At 68.1% G+C, this 16,375-nt stretch carries 16 protein-coding genes and 1 pseudogene; 8 read left to right on the top strand and 9 right to left on the bottom strand.

Features of this window, described 5'->3' with window-relative positions; translation table 11 throughout:
- Nucleotides 1-7 precede the first annotated feature (7 nt).
- The 3 genes and pseudogenes from BS74_RS00980 to BS74_RS00970 all read left to right on the top strand — a co-directional run bounded on the left by BS74_RS00980 (nucleotide 8) and on the right by BS74_RS00970 (nucleotide 3,053).
- Nucleotides 8-436, top strand: coding sequence for an NUDIX hydrolase (locus BS74_RS00980; protein ID WP_038055260.1), 429 nt, complete (start codon nucleotides 8-10; stop codon nucleotides 434-436).
- Nucleotides 437-539: 103 nt separating this feature from the next.
- On the top strand, nucleotides 540-1,769 hold the full coding sequence (gene thiI, locus BS74_RS00975) for a tRNA uracil 4-sulfurtransferase ThiI (RefSeq protein ID WP_038058716.1): 1,230 nt from the start codon (nucleotides 540-542) through the stop codon (nucleotides 1,767-1,769).
- Nucleotides 1,750-3,053 (top strand): annotated as a pseudogene (locus BS74_RS00970) (amidase). The gene thiI and the pseudogene BS74_RS00970 overlap by 20 nt, the downstream one beginning before the upstream one ends.
- Here the strand turns inward: BS74_RS00970 and BS74_RS00965 are convergent.
- Nucleotides 3,045-4,232, bottom strand: coding sequence for an SLC13 family permease (locus tag BS74_RS00965; protein WP_038055259.1), 1,188 nt, complete (start codon nucleotides 4,230-4,232; stop codon nucleotides 3,045-3,047). The pseudogene BS74_RS00970 and the gene BS74_RS00965 sit on opposite strands and share 9 nt — an antisense overlap.
- Entirely contained in the window at nucleotides 4,210-4,821 is a 612-nt protein-coding gene (locus BS74_RS00960) for a GNAT family N-acetyltransferase (RefSeq protein WP_038055258.1), read from the bottom strand. Before BS74_RS00960 ends, BS74_RS00965 begins: the two co-directional genes overlap by 23 nt.
- Nucleotides 4,822-4,830: 9 nt before the next feature.
- Here BS74_RS00960 and BS74_RS00955 point away from each other — a divergent pair, with 9 nt between their 5' ends.
- Genes BS74_RS00955 through BS74_RS00945 form a run of 3 tightly spaced genes read left to right on the top strand, consistent with a single transcriptional unit; the run spans nucleotide 4,831 to nucleotide 7,513 of the window.
- On the top strand, nucleotides 4,831-5,892 hold the full coding sequence (locus tag BS74_RS00955) for a M28 family peptidase (protein WP_081914538.1): 1,062 nt from the start codon (nucleotides 4,831-4,833) through the stop codon (nucleotides 5,890-5,892).
- Between the two features lie 3 nt (nucleotides 5,893-5,895).
- Nucleotides 5,896-6,390, top strand: a complete 495-nt coding sequence (locus BS74_RS00950; protein ID WP_038055257.1) for a MogA/MoaB family molybdenum cofactor biosynthesis protein — start codon at nucleotides 5,896-5,898, stop codon at nucleotides 6,388-6,390.
- Entirely contained in the window at nucleotides 6,383-7,513 is a 1,131-nt protein-coding gene (locus tag BS74_RS00945) for an aminotransferase class I/II-fold pyridoxal phosphate-dependent enzyme (RefSeq protein ID WP_038055255.1), read from the top strand. The genes BS74_RS00950 and BS74_RS00945 overlap by 8 nt, the downstream gene beginning before the upstream one ends.
- Nucleotides 7,514-7,575: 62 nt before the next feature.
- On the opposite strand, the gene BS74_RS00940 is transcribed toward BS74_RS00945, so the two are convergent.
- The 5 genes from BS74_RS00940 to aceE are packed head-to-tail and all read right to left on the bottom strand — an operon-like array spanning nucleotide 7,576 to nucleotide 14,223.
- Nucleotides 7,576-8,817 carry a bifunctional folylpolyglutamate synthase/dihydrofolate synthase gene (locus BS74_RS00940; RefSeq protein ID WP_038055254.1) on the bottom strand — a complete coding sequence of 414 codons (1,242 nt, stop codon included), beginning with the start codon at nucleotides 8,815-8,817 and terminating at the stop codon, nucleotides 7,576-7,578.
- A 21-nt stretch (nucleotides 8,818-8,838) separates the two neighbouring features.
- Entirely contained in the window at nucleotides 8,839-9,234 is a 396-nt protein-coding gene (perR, locus tag BS74_RS00935) for a manganese-dependent transcriptional regulator PerR (protein WP_038055249.1), read from the bottom strand.
- Nucleotides 9,235-9,268: 34 nt separating this feature from the next.
- Nucleotides 9,269-10,183 carry a hydroxymethylbilane synthase gene (gene hemC, locus BS74_RS00930; protein WP_038055246.1) on the bottom strand — a complete coding sequence of 305 codons (915 nt, stop codon included), beginning with the start codon at nucleotides 10,181-10,183 and terminating at the stop codon, nucleotides 9,269-9,271.
- Nucleotides 10,184-10,223: 40 nt separating this feature from the next.
- Nucleotides 10,224-11,486, bottom strand: coding sequence for a 2-oxo acid dehydrogenase subunit E2 (locus tag BS74_RS00925; protein ID WP_038055244.1), 1,263 nt, complete (start codon nucleotides 11,484-11,486; stop codon nucleotides 10,224-10,226).
- Nucleotides 11,487-11,496: 10 nt separating this feature from the next.
- Entirely contained in the window at nucleotides 11,497-14,223 is a 2,727-nt protein-coding gene (aceE, locus tag BS74_RS00920; protein WP_038055241.1) for a pyruvate dehydrogenase (acetyl-transferring), homodimeric type, read from the bottom strand.
- Between the two features lie 111 nt (nucleotides 14,224-14,334).
- On the opposite strand from aceE, the gene BS74_RS00915 reads away from it, so the two are divergent.
- A complete protein-coding gene (locus tag BS74_RS00915; protein ID WP_038055240.1) occupies nucleotides 14,335-15,204 on the top strand; it encodes a LysR family transcriptional regulator in 870 nt (289 codons plus the stop codon).
- On the opposite strand, the gene BS74_RS00910 is transcribed toward BS74_RS00915, so the two are convergent.
- Nucleotides 15,201-15,458, bottom strand: a complete 258-nt coding sequence (locus tag BS74_RS00910) for a hypothetical protein (protein ID WP_038055239.1) — start codon at nucleotides 15,456-15,458, stop codon at nucleotides 15,201-15,203. The genes BS74_RS00915 and BS74_RS00910 overlap by 4 nt on opposite strands.
- Entirely contained in the window at nucleotides 15,455-15,718 is a 264-nt protein-coding gene (locus tag BS74_RS00905; RefSeq protein ID WP_038055238.1) for a septum formation initiator family protein, read from the bottom strand. Before BS74_RS00905 ends, BS74_RS00910 begins: the two co-directional genes overlap by 4 nt.
- Nucleotides 15,719-15,924: 206 nt before the next feature.
- Between BS74_RS00905 and BS74_RS00900 the strand changes: the two genes are divergently transcribed.
- A complete protein-coding gene (locus BS74_RS00900; protein ID WP_038055237.1) occupies nucleotides 15,925-16,368 on the top strand; it encodes a Fur family transcriptional regulator in 444 nt (147 codons plus the stop codon).
- Nucleotides 16,369-16,375 lie beyond the last annotated feature (7 nt).

The following is a 16,375-nucleotide window of genomic DNA, read 5'->3' as shown; positions in this document are numbered from 1 at the left end:
TGGTTAGGTGCTGACGGCCAAGCCCCTCAAGCGCGCGGTGGCCCTGGCCGCCTGGTCCGATAAGGGGCTCCTATTGGTGAAGCGCCCCGAGGAGGACCCCGAGTTCGGGGGCGCCTGGGGTCTTCCCGCCGTAAGCCTGGAGGAAAGGGAGGGGGTGGAGGAAGGGGCTTTACGGGTGGGCCGGGAGAAGCTGGGCTCCCTCGTGGAGGTTCTCCAGCCCGTGGCCTTTGGGGTGGAGGAGCGGGCGGCCTACACCCTAAAGCTTTGGGTGGTGGAGGCCAAGCTCCTTTCCGAACCCCTCCTCCCCGAGCCCCAGCCCGGCAAAACCTACTACCGGGCCTACCGTTTCGGTACCCCTCAAAACCTCAAGGAGGCCGCCAAGGGAGGCTCCTTGTGTAGCCGCCTCTACCTAGCGGTGAAGGGGCTATGCCCTTAGGTACCCCATCGTGGCTTGGGCCACGACGGGGCCCCAGAAAGGCTTCGGGCCTCGCCCCTCTTTCCTGCCCGTGGAGGCGAGCCCCGTGCAGAAGCACCTAGCCATGGAGACCCTGGTTCTGGTCAACCTTTTCCACGAGCTGGCCCTGAAGGGGGGCAACCGCCCCCTCTTCCTGAAGCGGGCCAAGGCCCACGTGAAGCGGGCCCTGAAGGGCACGGGGGCCAGGCTGGAGGCGGAGTGGCCCATGGCCCTCCTCCTAGGCCTGCCCGAGGAGGCCTGGCCCGAGGCGAAGGAGCGCCTGCAGGACACCTTAGGGGTGGAAGGCTTCGCCCGGGTTGTGCGCACACCTCCGGACCTCCAGGCCCTCCAGGCGGCCCTGGAGGAAGCCCTTGCCGCGGAACGCTTCCAAAGCTTCCGCATCACCGCCAAGCGCTCCGACAAAACCTTCCCCCTCACCTCCCCGGAGATAGAGCGCCTCCTGGGCGCCTTCGTGAAGGAGAAGACGGGGGCCAGGGTACAGCTCAAGGGAGCGGAACGGGAGTTAGTGGTGCGCATCCTGCCCAAGGCCGCCCTTTTGGAGGTGGAGCGCCACCCGGGGCCCGGGGGGCTTCCCCCGGGGGTTTCCGGGAAGGTGGTGGCCCTGCTCTCCGGGGGGATTGACTCCCCCGTGGCCGCCTACCGCCTCATGCGCCGGGGGGCGGAGGTGGTCCTGGTCCACTTCCACCCCTTCCCCCTCCTCACGGGCCAAAGCCGGGAGAAGGCCAAGGCCATCGCCGAGCGCCTGGCCCGCTTCCAGCACCAGCTCACCCTCCACCTGGTGCCCTTCAGCGAGGTGCAACGGCAGATCATCCTCGAGGCGCCCAAGGCCTACCGGGTGGTCCTCTACCGCCGCTACATGCTCCGCATCGCCGAGGCCATCGCCAAGGAGGAAGGGGCCCTGGCCCTTTGCACGGGGGACAGCCTGGGCCAGGTGGCCTCGCAGACCCTGGAGAATCTCCATGCGGTCAACCAAGCCGCCACCCTTCCCGTCTTCCGCCCCCTGATCGGCCTGGACAAGGTGGAGATCAAGGCGGAGGCGGAGCGCATCGGCACCTACCCCATCTCCATCCTCCCCGACGAGGAGTGCTGCACCCTCTTCGCCCCCAAGCACCCCGTGACCCGGGCCCAGCTTTCCGTGGTGCTGGAGGCGGAAGGCCGCCTGCAAACCCCTGAGCTCATCGCCTTGGCCCTAAGGGGCCGGGAGGTGGTGCGCTACACCTGGCCGGGGCGAAAACCCCTACCAAGGGCCCAAGAAGAGGCCCCTATAATGGGGCATGGACCTCTTGACGGCTAAAACCCTTCTTGAAAGGGGCAAAACCACCCCCCTGCTCCTCTTGGAAGAAGCCCTGGAAAGGGCCCAGGCCTTCCAGGACCGCAACGCCTTGGCCTACCTGGATGCGGAAGGGGCAAGGCAGGAGGCCGAGAGGCTCACCAAGGAGCTCAAGCAGGGCACGGTGCGGGGGCCCCTCCACGGCCTTCCCCTCACGGTGAAAGACCTCTTCCCCGCAAAGGGCATGCCCACCCGCGCGGGAACCCGGGCCCCCTCCCCCCCCTGCCCGAGGAGGCCTGGGCGGTGCGCCGCCTTAAGGAGGCGGGAGCCCTCATTTTCGCCAAGACCAACATGCACGAGGTGGCCCTGGGCATCACCGGGGAAAACCCCTGGACGGGCCCCGTACGGAACGCCATAGACCCCACCCGCCAGGCCGGGGGCTCTAGCGGTGGGAGTGCCGTGGCCGTGGCCTTGGGGATCGGCCTCGCCTCCTTAGGCTCGGACACCGGGGGCTCCATCCGCATCCCCGCCGCCTTCAACGGGGTGGTGGGCTTCAAACCCTCCTACGGCCGGGTAAGCCTGGAAGGCGCCTTGCCCCTCTCCCGCTCCACCGACCACGCCGGGCCCATCGCCAAGACGGTGCGGGATGCCCACTTCCTCACGGAGATCCTGGCCGGCGAGAGCATCCCCTTGGAAGGCCCGCAAAACCCCACCCTCGGGGTACCCCTGGACTTCCTGGAGGGCCGGCTGGGGGTGGGGGTGCGCAGGGCTTTCCAAGACCTTTTGGAGCACCTGCCCTCCCTAAGGGCCGAGGTGAGGGAGGTCTCCCTACCCCTTCCCGGGGTCTATGAGGTCTACACCCGCCTGGTGCGCTACGAGGCAGCCCGCATCCACGAAAAAGCCCTCAGGGAGCATCCCGAAGGCTTCTCCCCCCAGGTGCGGGAGGCCCTCCTGGCGGGGCTTGGCCTCACGGAGAAGGACTACCGGGACGCGGTGGCGGAAAGGGAAGTCCTGCGCCTCCAGCTGGTGAAGGCCTTGCGGGGGGTGGACGCCCTTCTCCTCCCCACCCAGCCCCTCCCCGCACCCCCCTTGGGCACGGAGGAGGTGGAGCTGGAGTCGGGAAGAAAGAGCCACCGGGAGGCCTTCATCACCCTCACCCTGCCCTTTAGCCTCCTGGGGGTGCCCACCCTCACCCTGCCCTTCGCCCGGGTGGAGGGGATGCCCGTGGGGCTCCAGGTGGTGGGGCCCTACGCCGAGGACGGGCGGGTCCTGGCCATCGGAGGGTGGCTCGAGGCGCGGCTAAAGTAGGGCGTAAAGCAGGCCCAGGCTCAGGAGGGTCAGGGGCAGACCGAAACGGAGGTGCTCCAGAAAACCCACCCTCACCCCCTCCCTCCCCGCCCCTTCCGCCACGATGAGGTTGGCCACGCTGGCGAGGAGGGTGAGGTTCCCCGCCAGGGTGCTGCCCCCGGCCAGGAGGAGCCAGTCCTTGGGCTCCTGCACAAAGGGGGCCAGGAGCAAGACCGCGGGCACGTTGGAGATGAGAAGGGAGAGGAGGGTGGCGGTCAAAAGGAGCCCTAAGGGCGTAGTCGCCAAGGGAACCAAGGCCTCCACCAGGTCCAGCCGCCTCACCCCCTCAGTGACGATGAAAAGCCCCCCGAACATCACCAAAAGCTCCCAGTCCACCCTGAGGAAGTACCGCTCGGAGCGGAGGCGGCGGGTGAAGAGGAGAAGCCCCGCCGCCACCAGGGCCCCCTGGGCCATGGGGTAGCCCAGGAGGAGGGCCAGGAAGAGGCCAAGGGCCACGAGAAGCCCCTTCCGCAAAAGGGGCCGGTGAAGCCGATAGCGCAAGGGGGGCAGGGGAGGAAGGGGCCTGAGGGAACGCACCTCGGGGTAGAGGAGGGCCAGGAGGAGGACCTGGAGGAGTAGGCCCAAGAGGGCAGGCAGCCAGAGGGCCTGCACGAAGCCTAGGTAAGAAAGGCCCGAGAGGCTCGCCACCACGATGTTCTGGGGGTTCCCCGTGGGGGTCATGAGGCTTCCCGTGTTCACCGCCCCCATGAGGGCCAGGAGGTAGGGCACGGGGTTAAGCCCCAGGCCCCGGGCCACGGAAAGCACCAGGGGGGTGAGGAGGAGGGCCATGGTGTCGTTGAGGAAGAGGGCCGAGAGGAGGCCGCTTCCGAGGGTGAGGAAGAGGAGGAGGGCCAAGGGGGTCCTGGCCAGGGCCAGCAACCGCTCCGCCGCCAGGCCGAAGAAACCCGCGTACCCCAGGTGGGCGTTCAAGACCATGACCCCGAAGAGGAAGGTGAGGGTCTTGGCGTCCAGGGCGGCCCAGGCCTCCTTCAGGTCCAGCACCCCTAGGAGGAGCAAAAAGCTCGCCCCTACCAGGGCCACCCCCGCCCGGTTCATGCGGTAACCGGGAAGCCCCCCCAGGGCCAGGCCCAGGTAGGTGAGGAGGAGCACAAGGGCGCTAACCGCCTCCCGGACCCCCATAGAGGCGTGCCTCCAGCCTATCCTTCACCCCGGGCCACTCCTCCCGCAGGAGGCTGTAGACCACGTCGTCGCGGAAGGTGCCATCCGAAAGGAGGCGGTTTCGCCGCAAAACCCCTTCCCGCACCGCCCCCAAGGACTCCAAAGCCCGCTGGCTCCGCTCGTTCCTCCGGTCCACCTTGAACTGCACCCGCTCCGCCCCAAGGACCTCAAAGGCGTGGCGGAGGAGGAGGTACTTGGCCTCCTTGTTGGCCGGGGTGCCCCAGAAGGGCTTGAAGATCATGGTGCCGATCTCCAGCTGGCGGTTTTGGGGGTCGGGGGCGATCACGGAGATGCGCCCCACCAGGGTAAGCCCAGAAGAGGGGGCCCGGAGGGCAGGGGTGGGGCGGAGGGCCCAGTTCACCCGGCCGGGTTCCCGGAGGAGGGCCTCGAGGTGCTCCCGCAACGCCGCTTCCTCCGGCTCCTTGGGCGCCCGGCGGAGGAAGCGGAAGACCTCGGGGTCAAACCCAGCCAAGAAATCGGGCAGATGGGCCAAGGAAAGGGGCTCCAAGGCCACGTAACGCCCCAGAAGGCGCTCGGGGAAGGTCCACATGGGCCCATTATGCTTGGGATCGTGGAAAGGGTGAAAGCCGTGCTCCGGCTCCTCGAGCTTCCCCACCGGGGAAGCGCCACGGCCCTCGAGGCCCAGGCCTTCCAGCGCCTGAAGGGCTTCCTGGAAGACCAGGGGATAGCTTTCCAGGAAATCCCCTTCCGGGGCGTGCGGAGCTACGGCCCGGAGCTTCTCGCCATAAGCCTCCTCCTGGGGCTCGCCCCGGTTTCCCCCGTGTTCCCCCTCCTGGGGGCCCTGGGCTTTTTCCTCTACTTCAACGGCCATAGGCCCTGGGGCTTCCTCCTGGACCGCCACCCCTCCCAGGACCTCCTGGCCTGGAAGGGCCACGGGGAAAAGGCTTTGGTCCTCATGGCCCACGTGGACACCGCCAAGACCTTCTTCCTCTACCACCCGCGGAGGGTGCGCCACTTCCGGGCCAACTTCCTCCTGAACGCCCTCCTGGCCCTCCTGGCGCCCCTTCTTGCCCTTACCCCCTTGAAGTGGCCCGTGGGACTCTACTTTCTGACCCAAGCCGCCCTCCTCCTCCACCGGGAGCTTAAAGCCCCCTACGTGGAAGGGGGAAACGACAACGGGAGCGGGGTGGCGGTGGCCACCGCCCTCTTCCTGGAGACGGAGCCTCCCGAGGGGTGGCGGCTGGGCCTGGCCCTCACGGGGTGCGAGGAGGTGGGGGCCCTGGGGGCCAAGGCCCTCCTCCCCCACCTGCCCCCGGGCGCCTTGGTCCTGAACCTGGATAACGTGGGCCGGGGGGAGCTCTTCTATGCCGAGGGGGAGGGGATGCTCCTCTACTTCCCCTACCGGGGGGCTCTCCTCGAGGCCGCCCGCAGGACCCCTGGGGCTAGGCCCCTCCGCTACCGCCTGGCCTACTTTGACACCCTGCCCCTGGCGCAGAGGGACCTCCCCTGCCTTACCCTCATCCGCCTGCAGGAAGGGGTGCCCCCGGACTGGCACTGGCCCACGGACACCTTCGCCCGCCTGGAGGAGGCCGCCTTGCAACACACCCTGGACCACGCCCGCTCCCTTTTGCAAAGGGTCTTCCAGGGGGTAAGCTCTTGACAAATGTTCCGCGTGGGCATCCTGACCGTATCCGATAAGGGCTTCCGCGGGGAGCGGGAGGACACCACCCACCTGGCCCTCCGGGAAGCCCTAAAGGGAGGGCCCTTTGAGGTGGTGGCCTACGAGATCGTCCCCGACGAACCCCCCCTGATCAAGAAGGTCATCCGGCTTTGGGCCGATCGGGAGGGCCTGGACCTCATCCTCACCAACGGGGGCACGGGCCTAGCCCCCCGGGACAAGACCCCCGAGGCCACCCGGGAGCTCCTGGACAAGGAGGTGCCGGGCCTCTCCGAGCTCATGCGCCTTAGGGGCCTGGAAAAGACCCCCATGGCCGCCCTTTCCCGGGGCCTGGCAGGGGTAAGGGGGAAAAGCCTCATCCTGAACCTGCCGGGAAGCCCCAAGGGGGCCCGGGAGTCCCTGGAGGCGGTGCTCCCCGTCTTGCCCCATGCCCTCAGCCTCATCACCGGCAAGGCCTGGCGGGAGGGGCACCATGAGTAGGGTGCCGGAGGCCTCGGTCTTCCTGGTGGTGGACGAGGCCAAGAGGAAGGCCCGGGAGAAGGGGATCCCCCTCTTGGACCTCTCCATCGGCTCCACCGACCTCCTGCCCCCGCCTGAGCCCCTCCAGGCCCTCAAAGAGGCCCTTGCCGACCCCAGCACCTACGGCTACTGCCTGAAAAGCTGCACCCTGCCCTTCCTGGAGGAGGCCTCCCGCTGGTACGAGGGGCGCTACGGGGTACGCCTGGACCCCAGGCGGGAGGCCTTAGCCCTCATCGGCAGCCAGGAGGGGCTGGCCCACCTCCTTTTGGCCCTCACCGAGCCAGGGGACCTCCTTCTCCTCCCCGAGGTGGCCTACCCCAGCTACTTCGGGGCCGCCCAGGTGGCCTCCTTGAAGACCCACCTCATCCCCTTGCGGGAGGACGGCCTGGCGGATCTCTCCCGGGTTCCGGAAGGGGTCTGGAAAGAGGCCAAGGTCCTCCTCCTCAACTACCCCAACAACCCCACGGGGGCGGTGGCGGACTGGGGCTACTTTGAAGAGGCCCTGGGCTTGGCCCAGAGGCACGGCCTATGGCTGGTCCACGACAACCCCTACGTGGACCAGGTCTACCAGGGCGAGGCCCCCTCCCCCTTGGCCCTGCCCGGGGGGAGGGAGCGGGTGGTGGAGCTTTTCAGCCTTTCCAAAAGCTACAACCTGGCGGGCTTCCGCCTGGGCTTTGCCCTGGGGAACGAGGAGGCCATCGCCCGGCTGGAAAGGGTGAAGGGGGTCATCGATTTCAACCAGTACGCGGGCATCCTGCGCATGGGGGTGGCGGCCCTCAAGACCCCGAGGGAGGTCACCCGGGGCTTCGCCCAGGTCTACCGGGAACGGGCCTTGGGCATGGCGGAAGCCCTCGAGGGGGCCCTGGACCTTCTTCCCCCCAAGGCCACCATGTACCTTTGGGGAAGGCTGCCCCAAGGCGTGGACGACCTGGAGTTCGCCCTAAGGCTGGTGGAGCGGGGCGTGGCCGTGGCCCCGGGGCGGGGGTTTGGGCCGGGGGGGAAGGGCTTTGTGCGCATCGCCCTGGTGCGGCCTTTGGAGGAGCTGAAGGAGGCCGCCCGCCTCCTGAAGGAGGCCCTGGACTAAGGGCCGATGCCTGGGGGGCAGGGAAAAAGGGCGAGGCCCAAAGCCCCCTGGCCCAAGGGGCCTCACTGCCACCTCTCCTCCGGGGGAAGCCCCAAAAGGGCCCGCTTCACCTCCCCCACCAGGTACAGGCTTCCCGCCACCACCGCCCGCTCCGCCAAGGTGAAGGCGGTTTCCAGGGCCCTAAGGGGCTCCTCCACCACCATGGCCCCAGGGAAGAGGGGGAGGAGGGCCTTGGGGTCTGCGCTCCTGGGGGAGTGGTAACGGGTGAGGACCACGGGACCGAGGCCCCTAAGGGCCTCCGCCATGGCCGCATGCTCCTTCTCCCGGCTGAAGGCGAGGACCAAGGCCGCGGGCAAAAGCCCGTGGAAGCGGAGGGCCTCCCGCAGGGCCCAGGCCCCTTCCGGGTTGTGGGCCCCGTCCAGGAGGAGCACCTTCCCCCCAGGCCAGGGAAGGCGCTCCAGCCGGCCTGGGTTTTCCACCCGGGCCAAGGCCCTTTCCACCGCCTCCCAACCCGCCCCCAAAAGCCTTCCCGCCACCGCCGCCAAGGCCAGGTTCTCCGCCTGGTGGGGGCCCAGGAGGCGGGTGCGGAAGGTGCGCTCCTCGCCCCTAAGCCCCAGGCGGAAGGCCAAGCCCTCCCCCTGGGCCTCCACCCCGAGAAGGAAAAAGGCCTCCCCCAAAACCCAAAGGGGGGCGCCCAGGGCCTGGGCCTTCTCCCGAAGCTCCACAAGCCCCTCCCCCCTGGCGGCGGTGAGGGCCGGCACCCCCTTGCGGAAGATCCCCGCCTTCTCCCGGGCCACGTCCCTTAGGGTGGGGCCCAGAAGCTCCAGGTGGTCGCGGCCCACGTTGGTAACGATGGAGAGGACGGGCTCCGTGGCGTTGGTGGCGTCCAGGCGCCCCCCCAGGCCCACCTCTAAGACGGCGAACCCCACCCCTTCCCGGGCGAAGTGGAGGAGGGCTAAGGCGGTGGCCACCTCAAAGAAACTGGCCCCCAGGTCCTCCGCCAAGGGGCGGATCTCCTGCAAAAGGGCTGAAAGCCCCTCCTTGGGGATGGCCTCGCCCTGGACGGCCACGCGCTCCCGGAACTCCACCAGGTGGGGGCTGGTGTAGAGGCCCACCCTCAGGCCCGCCTCCTCCAAAATGGCCGCCAGGGCCCGGGCGGTGGTGCCCTTGCCGTTGGTCCCCCCCACCAGGGCCACGGGGTAGGCCTCTTGCGGGTTCCCTAGACGCTCCAAAAGGGCCCGGATCCGCTCCAGGCCCAGGACCACCGCGCCCTGGCGGGCGTAAAGCCAGGCTAGGGCGTCCATCAATACGGTACCGGAAGCGGCCTAACCCCTGGGGGCCGCCTTGCAGGTGGGGCAGAGGCCCCTATAGGTCACCTCGGCGGTGCGCACCTCCACCCCGGGGTGGGCCTCCCGGGCCAGGGCCACCAGGTCCGGCAGGGCCACCTCCAGGTCCACGATCTCCCCGCAGGCCTCGCACACCAGGTGCAGGTGGGGGTGGAGGTTGGCGTCGTAACGGGTGGCCTCCCCTGCCTTGGTGATGGGGATGAGATGGCCCTCCGCCACCAGGGCGTCCAGGGTGCGGTAGATGGTCCCCAGGCTCACCTTGGGCACCACCTTGCGCACCTCCTGGTAGATCCAGGCGGCATCGGGGTGGTTGTGGGCCTTCCTCACCACCTCCAAGACAGCCTTGCGTTGGCGGGTCAAGCGCTTAAGCGCCATCTAGCCCCACTATACCCCAGAGGGTTGGAAAACTCTACCCGGCCTGTCGGGTTTGGGCAAGGATCTCCCGTCCCCCCTGCTCCAGCACGTCCTGGGCCAGCTCCAGGCCCAGCTCCTCGGCCTCGGAGGCGTCGCCCTCGATCTCCGCCCGGATAAAGCTCTTGCCATCGGGGGTGAGGACCATCCCCTCCAGAAGAAGGGTCCCGTCCTCCCCCACCTGGGCCAGGGCCCCCACGGGGGCCAGGCACCCAGCCCCAAGCCCCTTCAAAAAGGCCCGCTCCGCCCGCACCCGGTCCGCGGAAGGGTGGTGGTGGAGGGCGTAGGCCAGCTCCTCCGCCAAGTCGTCCCCCACCCGCACCTCCAGGGCCAAGGCCCCTTGGCCAGGGGCGGGGAGCATCACCTCGGGCTCGAGGAACTGGTCAATGCGGTTCCTAAGGTCCAACCGGATGAGCCCCGCCGCCGCCAGGATGATCCCGTCGTACTCCCCGTTCCCCAAGGCGGCCAGGCGGGTGTCCACGTTGCCCCGGAGGTCCTTCAGCAAAAGGTCCGGCCGGTGGGCCAAAAGCTGGGCCTTGCGCCTTACGGAGCTCGTACCCACCACCGCGCCCTGGGGGAGGTCCTCGAGGCGCTTGTACACCTTGCCCAAAAAGGCATCCCGGGGGTCCTGCCTGCGGGGTATGGCGGCGATCTTAAGCCCCGGGGGTTCCTCCGTGGGGAGGTCCTTCAGGGAGTGCACGGCGATGTCAATCTCCCGGGAAAGAAGCGCCTCCTGAAGCTCCTTGACGAAGATGGCCTGCTCCAGAGGGCTCGCTCCCTGGTCCCCCCGGGTTTTCACCGTCTTGACCTTGAACTCCGCCTCAGGCCAGCTCTCCTTCAAACGCTCCACCACCCACCGGGTCTGGGCCAGGGCCAGAGCGCTACCCCGGGTTCCCACCACGATGACGCGCATACTTTCCCATACTACACGAGAACCCGGGGCAGGTCCTCCCTCACTCCAAGGCCAGGCCCAGGGGGTCCTCCAAAAGCGCCGCCAGATGGCGGCAGAAGCGGGCGGCCTCGGCCCCGTCGATGAGGCGGTGGTCGTAGGTGAGGCTGAAGGGCATCACCAGCCTGGGCACGAAGGCCTCCTTCTCCGCGTCCCAAAGGGGTTTCATCTGGGAGCGGGACACCCCCAGGATGGCCACCTCCGGCCAGTTCACGATGGGGGTGAAGCCGGTGCCCCCGATCCCCCCCAGGTTGGAGAGGCTGAAGGTGCCCCCTTGCATCTCCTCGGGGGAAAGCTTCCTTTCCCTGGCCCTTTCGGAGATCTCCTGAAGCTCCTTGGCCAGGCGGAGAACCCCCTTTTGGTCCACATTCCGGATCACCGGTACCAGGAGGCCAAAGGGGGTGTCCACCGCCACCCCGATGTGCACGTAGTCCTTGTAGACGACCTCGGCTTGCTCCGGGTCAATGGAGGCGTTGAACTTGGGGAAGGCCTTCAGGGTCAGGGCCAGGGCCTTGAGAAGGAAGGCGGTGAGGGTGAGCCTGAAGCCCCGCTCCTCCGCCCGCTTGGCGTAGCGCTTCCTCAGGGCCTCCAGCTCGGTGATGTCCGCCTCGTCAAAATGGGTGACCATGGGCACCTGGGCCCAGGCCTGGGCCATGGAGCGCAGGGTGGCCTTGCGCACCCCGCTCATGGGCTCGGTGCGCACCGGGCCCCAGCGGCTGAAATCGGGAAGCCTGGGGGCCGGGTACCCCGGGGCCTGGGCCGAGGGGAGGGCCGTGGGCGGAAGCTCCGCAGGGGCGCCAAGCCCCGCCGCCCGCCGCACGTCCTCCGCGGTGATCCGCCCCGCCAGGCCCGTGCCCCGCACCTGGCGGATGTCCACCCCCAGCTCCCGGGCCAGGCGGCGCACGCTGGGGGCAGCGGGGATGAGCCGGCCTTCCTCCCCTGCCGGGGCCAGGGAAGGGCCAGGGGCCTCTTGGGCAGGCTCCACCTGGGCCCCCTTAGGGGGGGCAGGCGCCTCCTGGGGCTTAGGGGCCTCCTCCCCGGCCTCCAGCTCCAGGAAGGGCTGCCCCGGGCGCACCTCGTCCCCCACCTTCACCAAAACCCGCCGCACCACCCCGCCCGCCTCCGCGGGCACCTCCATCACCGCCTTGTCGGTCTCCAGTTCCAGCACCGGCTGGCCCGGGGCCACCCGGTCCCCCTCCTTCACCAGTACCCCCACCACCGTGGCCGCGCTGACGTTGTCGCCCAGTTCGGGAAGTTTCAGCTCCATGCCTTACCCCCTACCGCCTGTGGGACGGCGTCGCCTCCAGCTTAAGGCCAAGTTCCTCCCGCACCTTCGGCAAAAGCCCCGCCTCCGCCTGGCCCTCCTCCGCCAACAGGGCCAAGGCGGCGTAGGCGATGTGCCGGGCATCCACCTCAAAGAAGTCCCTCAAGGCCTCCCGGGTGTCCGAGCGGCCAAAGCCGTCCGTGCCCAGGGCGCAGAAGGGCCGGTCCAGGTAGCCCCGGATGAGGTTGGGCAGGGCCTTCAAGTAGTCGGTGGCGGCCACCACCGGGCCCTCGTGCCCCTCCAAGGCCTCGGCCACGTAGGGCTTGCGGGCCTTGCCCAGAAGCCGCCGCTCCCTTTCCGCCTCTATGGCGTCCATGTAGAGGGCCTTGTAGCTGGTGGCGCTCCACACGTCCGCCACCACCCCGTAGCCCTTAAGGAGCTCCTGGGCCTTCACCGCCTGGGGCAGGATGGGCCCCGAGCCCAAAAGCTGGACCCTTGGGCCCTTCCCCTCCCCTTGGCGGAAGAGGTAGAGGCCTTTCAGAATGCCCTCCTTCACCCTCTCCCGGGGCTCGGGCATGGGGGGGTGGGGGTAGTTCTCGTTCTCGATGGTGATGTAGTAGAAGACGTCTTCCCCCTTCTGGTACATGCGCTTTAGGCCGTCTTCCAGGATCACCGCGAACTCGTAGGCGAAGGCGGGGTCGTAGGCCAGGAGGTTGGGGGCGGCCAGGGCGTAGATGTGGCTCTGGCCGTCCTGGTGCTGGAGGCCTTCCCCTTCCAAGGTGGTGCGCCCGGCGGTGGCCCCCAGGAGGAAGCCCCTCGTGCGCTGGTCGGCGGCGGCCCAGACCAGATCCCCAATCCGCTGCAGGCCGAACATGGAGTAGGTGATGAGGAAGGGGATGGTGGGAATGCCCCAGTGGGCGTAGGCGGTGCCGGCGGCGATGAAGTCCGCCATGGCCCCGGCCTCGGTGATGCCCTCCTCGAGGATCTGCCCCTCCTTACTCTCCTTGTAGGCGGTGAGGGTGCCCGCGTCCACGGGGATGTAAAGCTGCCCCTGGGGGGAGTAGATGCCCACCTGGGCGATGAGGGCCTCCATGCCGAAGGTGCGGGCCTCGTCGGGAACGATGGGCACGATGAGCTTCCCGATCCCAGGATGGCGCAGGAGCTTGGCCAGGATGCGCACGAAGGCCATGGTGGTGGAAATCTCCCGCCCCCCCGTGCCCTCGTAGAACTCCTGGAAGAACTCCTCCCCCGGCACCTCGAGGCCCCCGGTAAACCGCACCCGGCGCTCAGGGACAAAGCCCCCTAGGGCCTTCCTGCGCTCCAGGAGGTACCGCACCTCGGGGGAGTCCGGCCCCGGGTGGTAGTAGGGGAGCTCGGAAAGCTTCTCCTCCGGCACGGGGATGCCCAAAAAGGCCCGGGCCTCCTTCAGGTCCTCCTCGGTGAGCTTCTTCACCTGGTGGGCCACGTTCTTGGCCATGGCCGTGGGCCCCATGCCGTAGCCCTTGATGGTGCGGGCCAGGATCACCACCGGGCTCCCCTTGTGCTCCACCGCCGCCTTGTAGGCGGCGTAGATCTTCTTGAGGTCGTGCCCGCCCCGGCTCCGGGTGAGCTCGGTGAGCTCCTCGTCGGTCATGCCCTCGATGAGGCGCTTAAGCTCGGGGGTGTTGAAGAAGCGCTCCCTAAGCTCCTTGGCCCCGAAGGCGGCGTAGCGCTGGCTCTCCCCGTCCACCAGGGCCTCAAAACGGCGGAGGAGGTGGCCCTCCTTGTCCTTGGCGATGAGGGCGTCCCAGGCCGAGCCCCAAACGATCTTGATCACCCGCCAGCCCGCACCCCTATAGAGCCTTTCCAGTTCCTGGATGATCTTGGAGTTGCCCCGCACCGGGCCGTCCAGGCGTTGCAGGTTGCAGTTGACCACGAAGACCAGGTTGTCCAGGTTCTCCCTCGCCGCCAGGTGCAAGGCCCCCACCGTCTCCGGCTCGTCGTGCTCCCCATCCCCCAGGAAGGCCCAGACCTTGGCGGTGCTCTTGGGCTTCAGGCCCCGGTCCTCCAGGTAGCGCATGAAGCGGGCCTGGTAGATGGCCTGGATGGGGCCAAGGCCCATGCTAACCGTGGGGAACTCCCAGAAATCGGGCATGAGCCAGGGATGGGGGTAGCTGGAAAGCCCCCGGCCCCCCGCCACCGGGGGGTGCACCTCCCGGCGGAAGTTCTCCAGGTCGGCCTCCGAAAGCCTCCCTTCCAAAAAGGCCCGGGCGTAGATGCCAGGGGAAGAGTGCCCCTGGAAGAAGACCAGGTCCCGGTCCAACCCCGCCTCGGGCCCGCGGAAGAAGTGGTTGAAGCCCACCTCGTACAGCTCGGCGATGGAGGCGTAGGTGGAGATGTGCCCCCCGATCCCCTCCGCCTTCTTGTTGGCGCGGGCGACCAACATGGCCGCGTTCCAGCGCAGGATGTTGACGATGCGCCTCTCCAGCTCCAGGTCCCCGGGGTAGGGGGGTTCGTGCTCCTTGGGAAGGGTGTTCAGGTAGGGGGTGGAAAGGCGGTTTTGCGGGGAGAAGCCCTGCAGGTAAAGGAACTCATCCAGAAGGCGCAAAAGCTCCTCCACCCTGGCGAAGCCCTCCACCCGGAGCACGTACTCCAAGGACTCCCGCCACTCCCGGTTCTCCTCCTCCCTGAGCCGGGCCAGTTCCTCTGGGGAAAGGGCCTCCAAGGCCTTCCTCAGCGCATCCGCATTCACCACCTTCATCCTCCCCCTTTACGAAAACTACACTACACCGACTCCCCTTCCCAGTCTGGGATGGGGGAGGCCCTTTGTCCAATAGAAAAGCCTGGGGCGTGCTGATAAGCTAATCTTATCATGGACCTGCGCCGCCTGCGGCTTTTTCTCCTTTTGGCCGAGGAGAAGAACTTTCACCGGGCCGCGGAGAAGGCCTACCTCTCCCAGCCTGCCCTTTCCCAGCAGATCCAGGCCCTGGAGCAGGAGCTGGGGGTGAGGCTTTTAGAGCGCAGGCCCTTCCGCCTCACCCCAGCGGGGGAGGTGCTGGTGCGGGAGGGCCCGCGGCTTTTAGAGGAGGTAGAGGCCCTAAAGGCCCGGGTGCGGGGTGCGCAGCCCGGGAACCTTCTTGGGGAGCTCCGCTTCGGGGTGCCGGAAAACCTCCTTCCCGATCTCATGCCCCTTCTGGACCACCTCCGCCGGGGCCTGGGCCAGCCGGTGGAAATCCTGGAGATGCACACCCCCGAGCAGGTCAAGGCCCTCAAGGAGGGCCGGTTGGACTACGGCCTGGCGGGGCTTAGGGTGGAGGACCCCGCCATAGGCCAAGAACCCCTCTTGCGGGTCCCCATCGTGGTGGCCTTGCCCGAGGGGCATCCCCTGGCCTCGAGGGAACGGGTACCCCTCAAGGCCCTAAAGGAGGAGCCCTTCCTCCTCCTCCCCAAGGAGACCCTGCCCCCCCTGTACGAGGCCTTCATGGAGGTGTTCCGCCGGGCGGGCTTCGCCCCCCGGGTGGTCCGGGAGGTGGCCCGGTTCTCCCAGGCGGTGAGCCTGGTGGCCGCGGGGGTAGGGGTCTACCTCACCCTGGCCCCCTACCGCGTCTTCCCCCACCCCGGGGTGGTGCTCAAGCCCCTGGAGGAAGGAGCCGCCCTGCAGGTCTCCCTCATCTACCGCACCACCCCCCCGCCCCCCAGGCTTGGGGAGGTCCGGGAACTCCTCAAAGCCCTGGTCCTTTAGGCCTGAAGGCCTGGGGCTTCCGCCTCCCCCCAGGCCAGTTCCACCAGGCCGATCAGCTCCTCCACCGGGAGGCCGTAGTCGCGGGAAAGGCGCGTGATCTCGTGCCCAAGCCTTCTCAGGTGGGCCAGCTGGGAAGAGCTGGCCTCCCGTGCCAGGTCCAAAAGCCAAGAAAGCAGGGCCTCCGCCTCCTCATCGGTGAGGCCCTCGGTCAAGGCTTCATCCTCCAAAAAGAGCGCCGCCGGGTCTTCCCTCATCGCCTCCTTAGTATCTCCTCCTGCCGCACAAAACCCAACCGGCGCACCAGGGCCTCCAGGTGCGCCGGGTCCTTGGCCGCCCTCACCTCGGCCTCGAGGCGGGCCACCCGGGCCTGCGCCTGGCGCAGGGCCTCCTCCAGCCTGGCCCGCTCCTGGGCCAGTTGGTAAGCCCTGACCCCCTCTTGGCCCAAAAGGAAAAGGGCATGGGCCAGACCCAAGGCAAAGACCCAGCGCAGGATGCGGTGGATGGGCCGGTCCACGGTAGGACCCATTATACCGCAGGCGGACCGCGGGCCCGGGCGGGGATGGGTTAAAAATAACCTGGAACCTTGTCCAAGCTTGGGCGGCGATGGCAGAAAAACCCCCTTTCCAAGGGGGAGGGAATGCTTATACTGCCCATTCTTCATTTTGGGTGTTGCATTTGCACATAGCCTGTGTATACTGGAATTGAAAGGAAGGAGGAGCTATGCCAAGGATGAGGGAAAAGGAAAACTACCGGTCGCGGCTAAAGGCGGTGGGCCTCAGGCACACCCTGCCCCGGGAGCGGATCCTGAGCTACCTGGACCGGAAGAACGTCCACCCCACCCCTGAGGAGCTCTACAACGGGCTGAAGAAGCGGGGCTACGACATCGGCCTTTCCACCGTATACCTCAACCTCCACGTCCTGCGGGAGCACGGCCTCATCTACGAGTTCCGCGACCCCAAGGGCCTGACCCGCTACGACGGCTACACCGAACCCCACGTGCACCTGGTCTGCACCTCCTGCGGAAAGGTGGAGGACCTGCTCCTGAAGCACCTGCCGGAGCTGGACCTGTCCCAGGCGCAAAAGGCCGCTGGCGAGAAGACCGGCTGGGCTTTGGAGAACTTCCGGCTGGAGTTCCGCGGGCTTTGCCCTAACTGCCAGGGGTAGGCTCCCA

Source organism: Thermus amyloliquefaciens (assembly GCF_000744885.1).
GTDB lineage: Bacteria > Deinococcota > Deinococci > Deinococcales > Thermaceae > Thermus > Thermus amyloliquefaciens.
The sequence above is the reverse complement of the archived record's forward strand: the minus strand, read 5'-3'. Positions and strand labels throughout refer to the sequence as shown.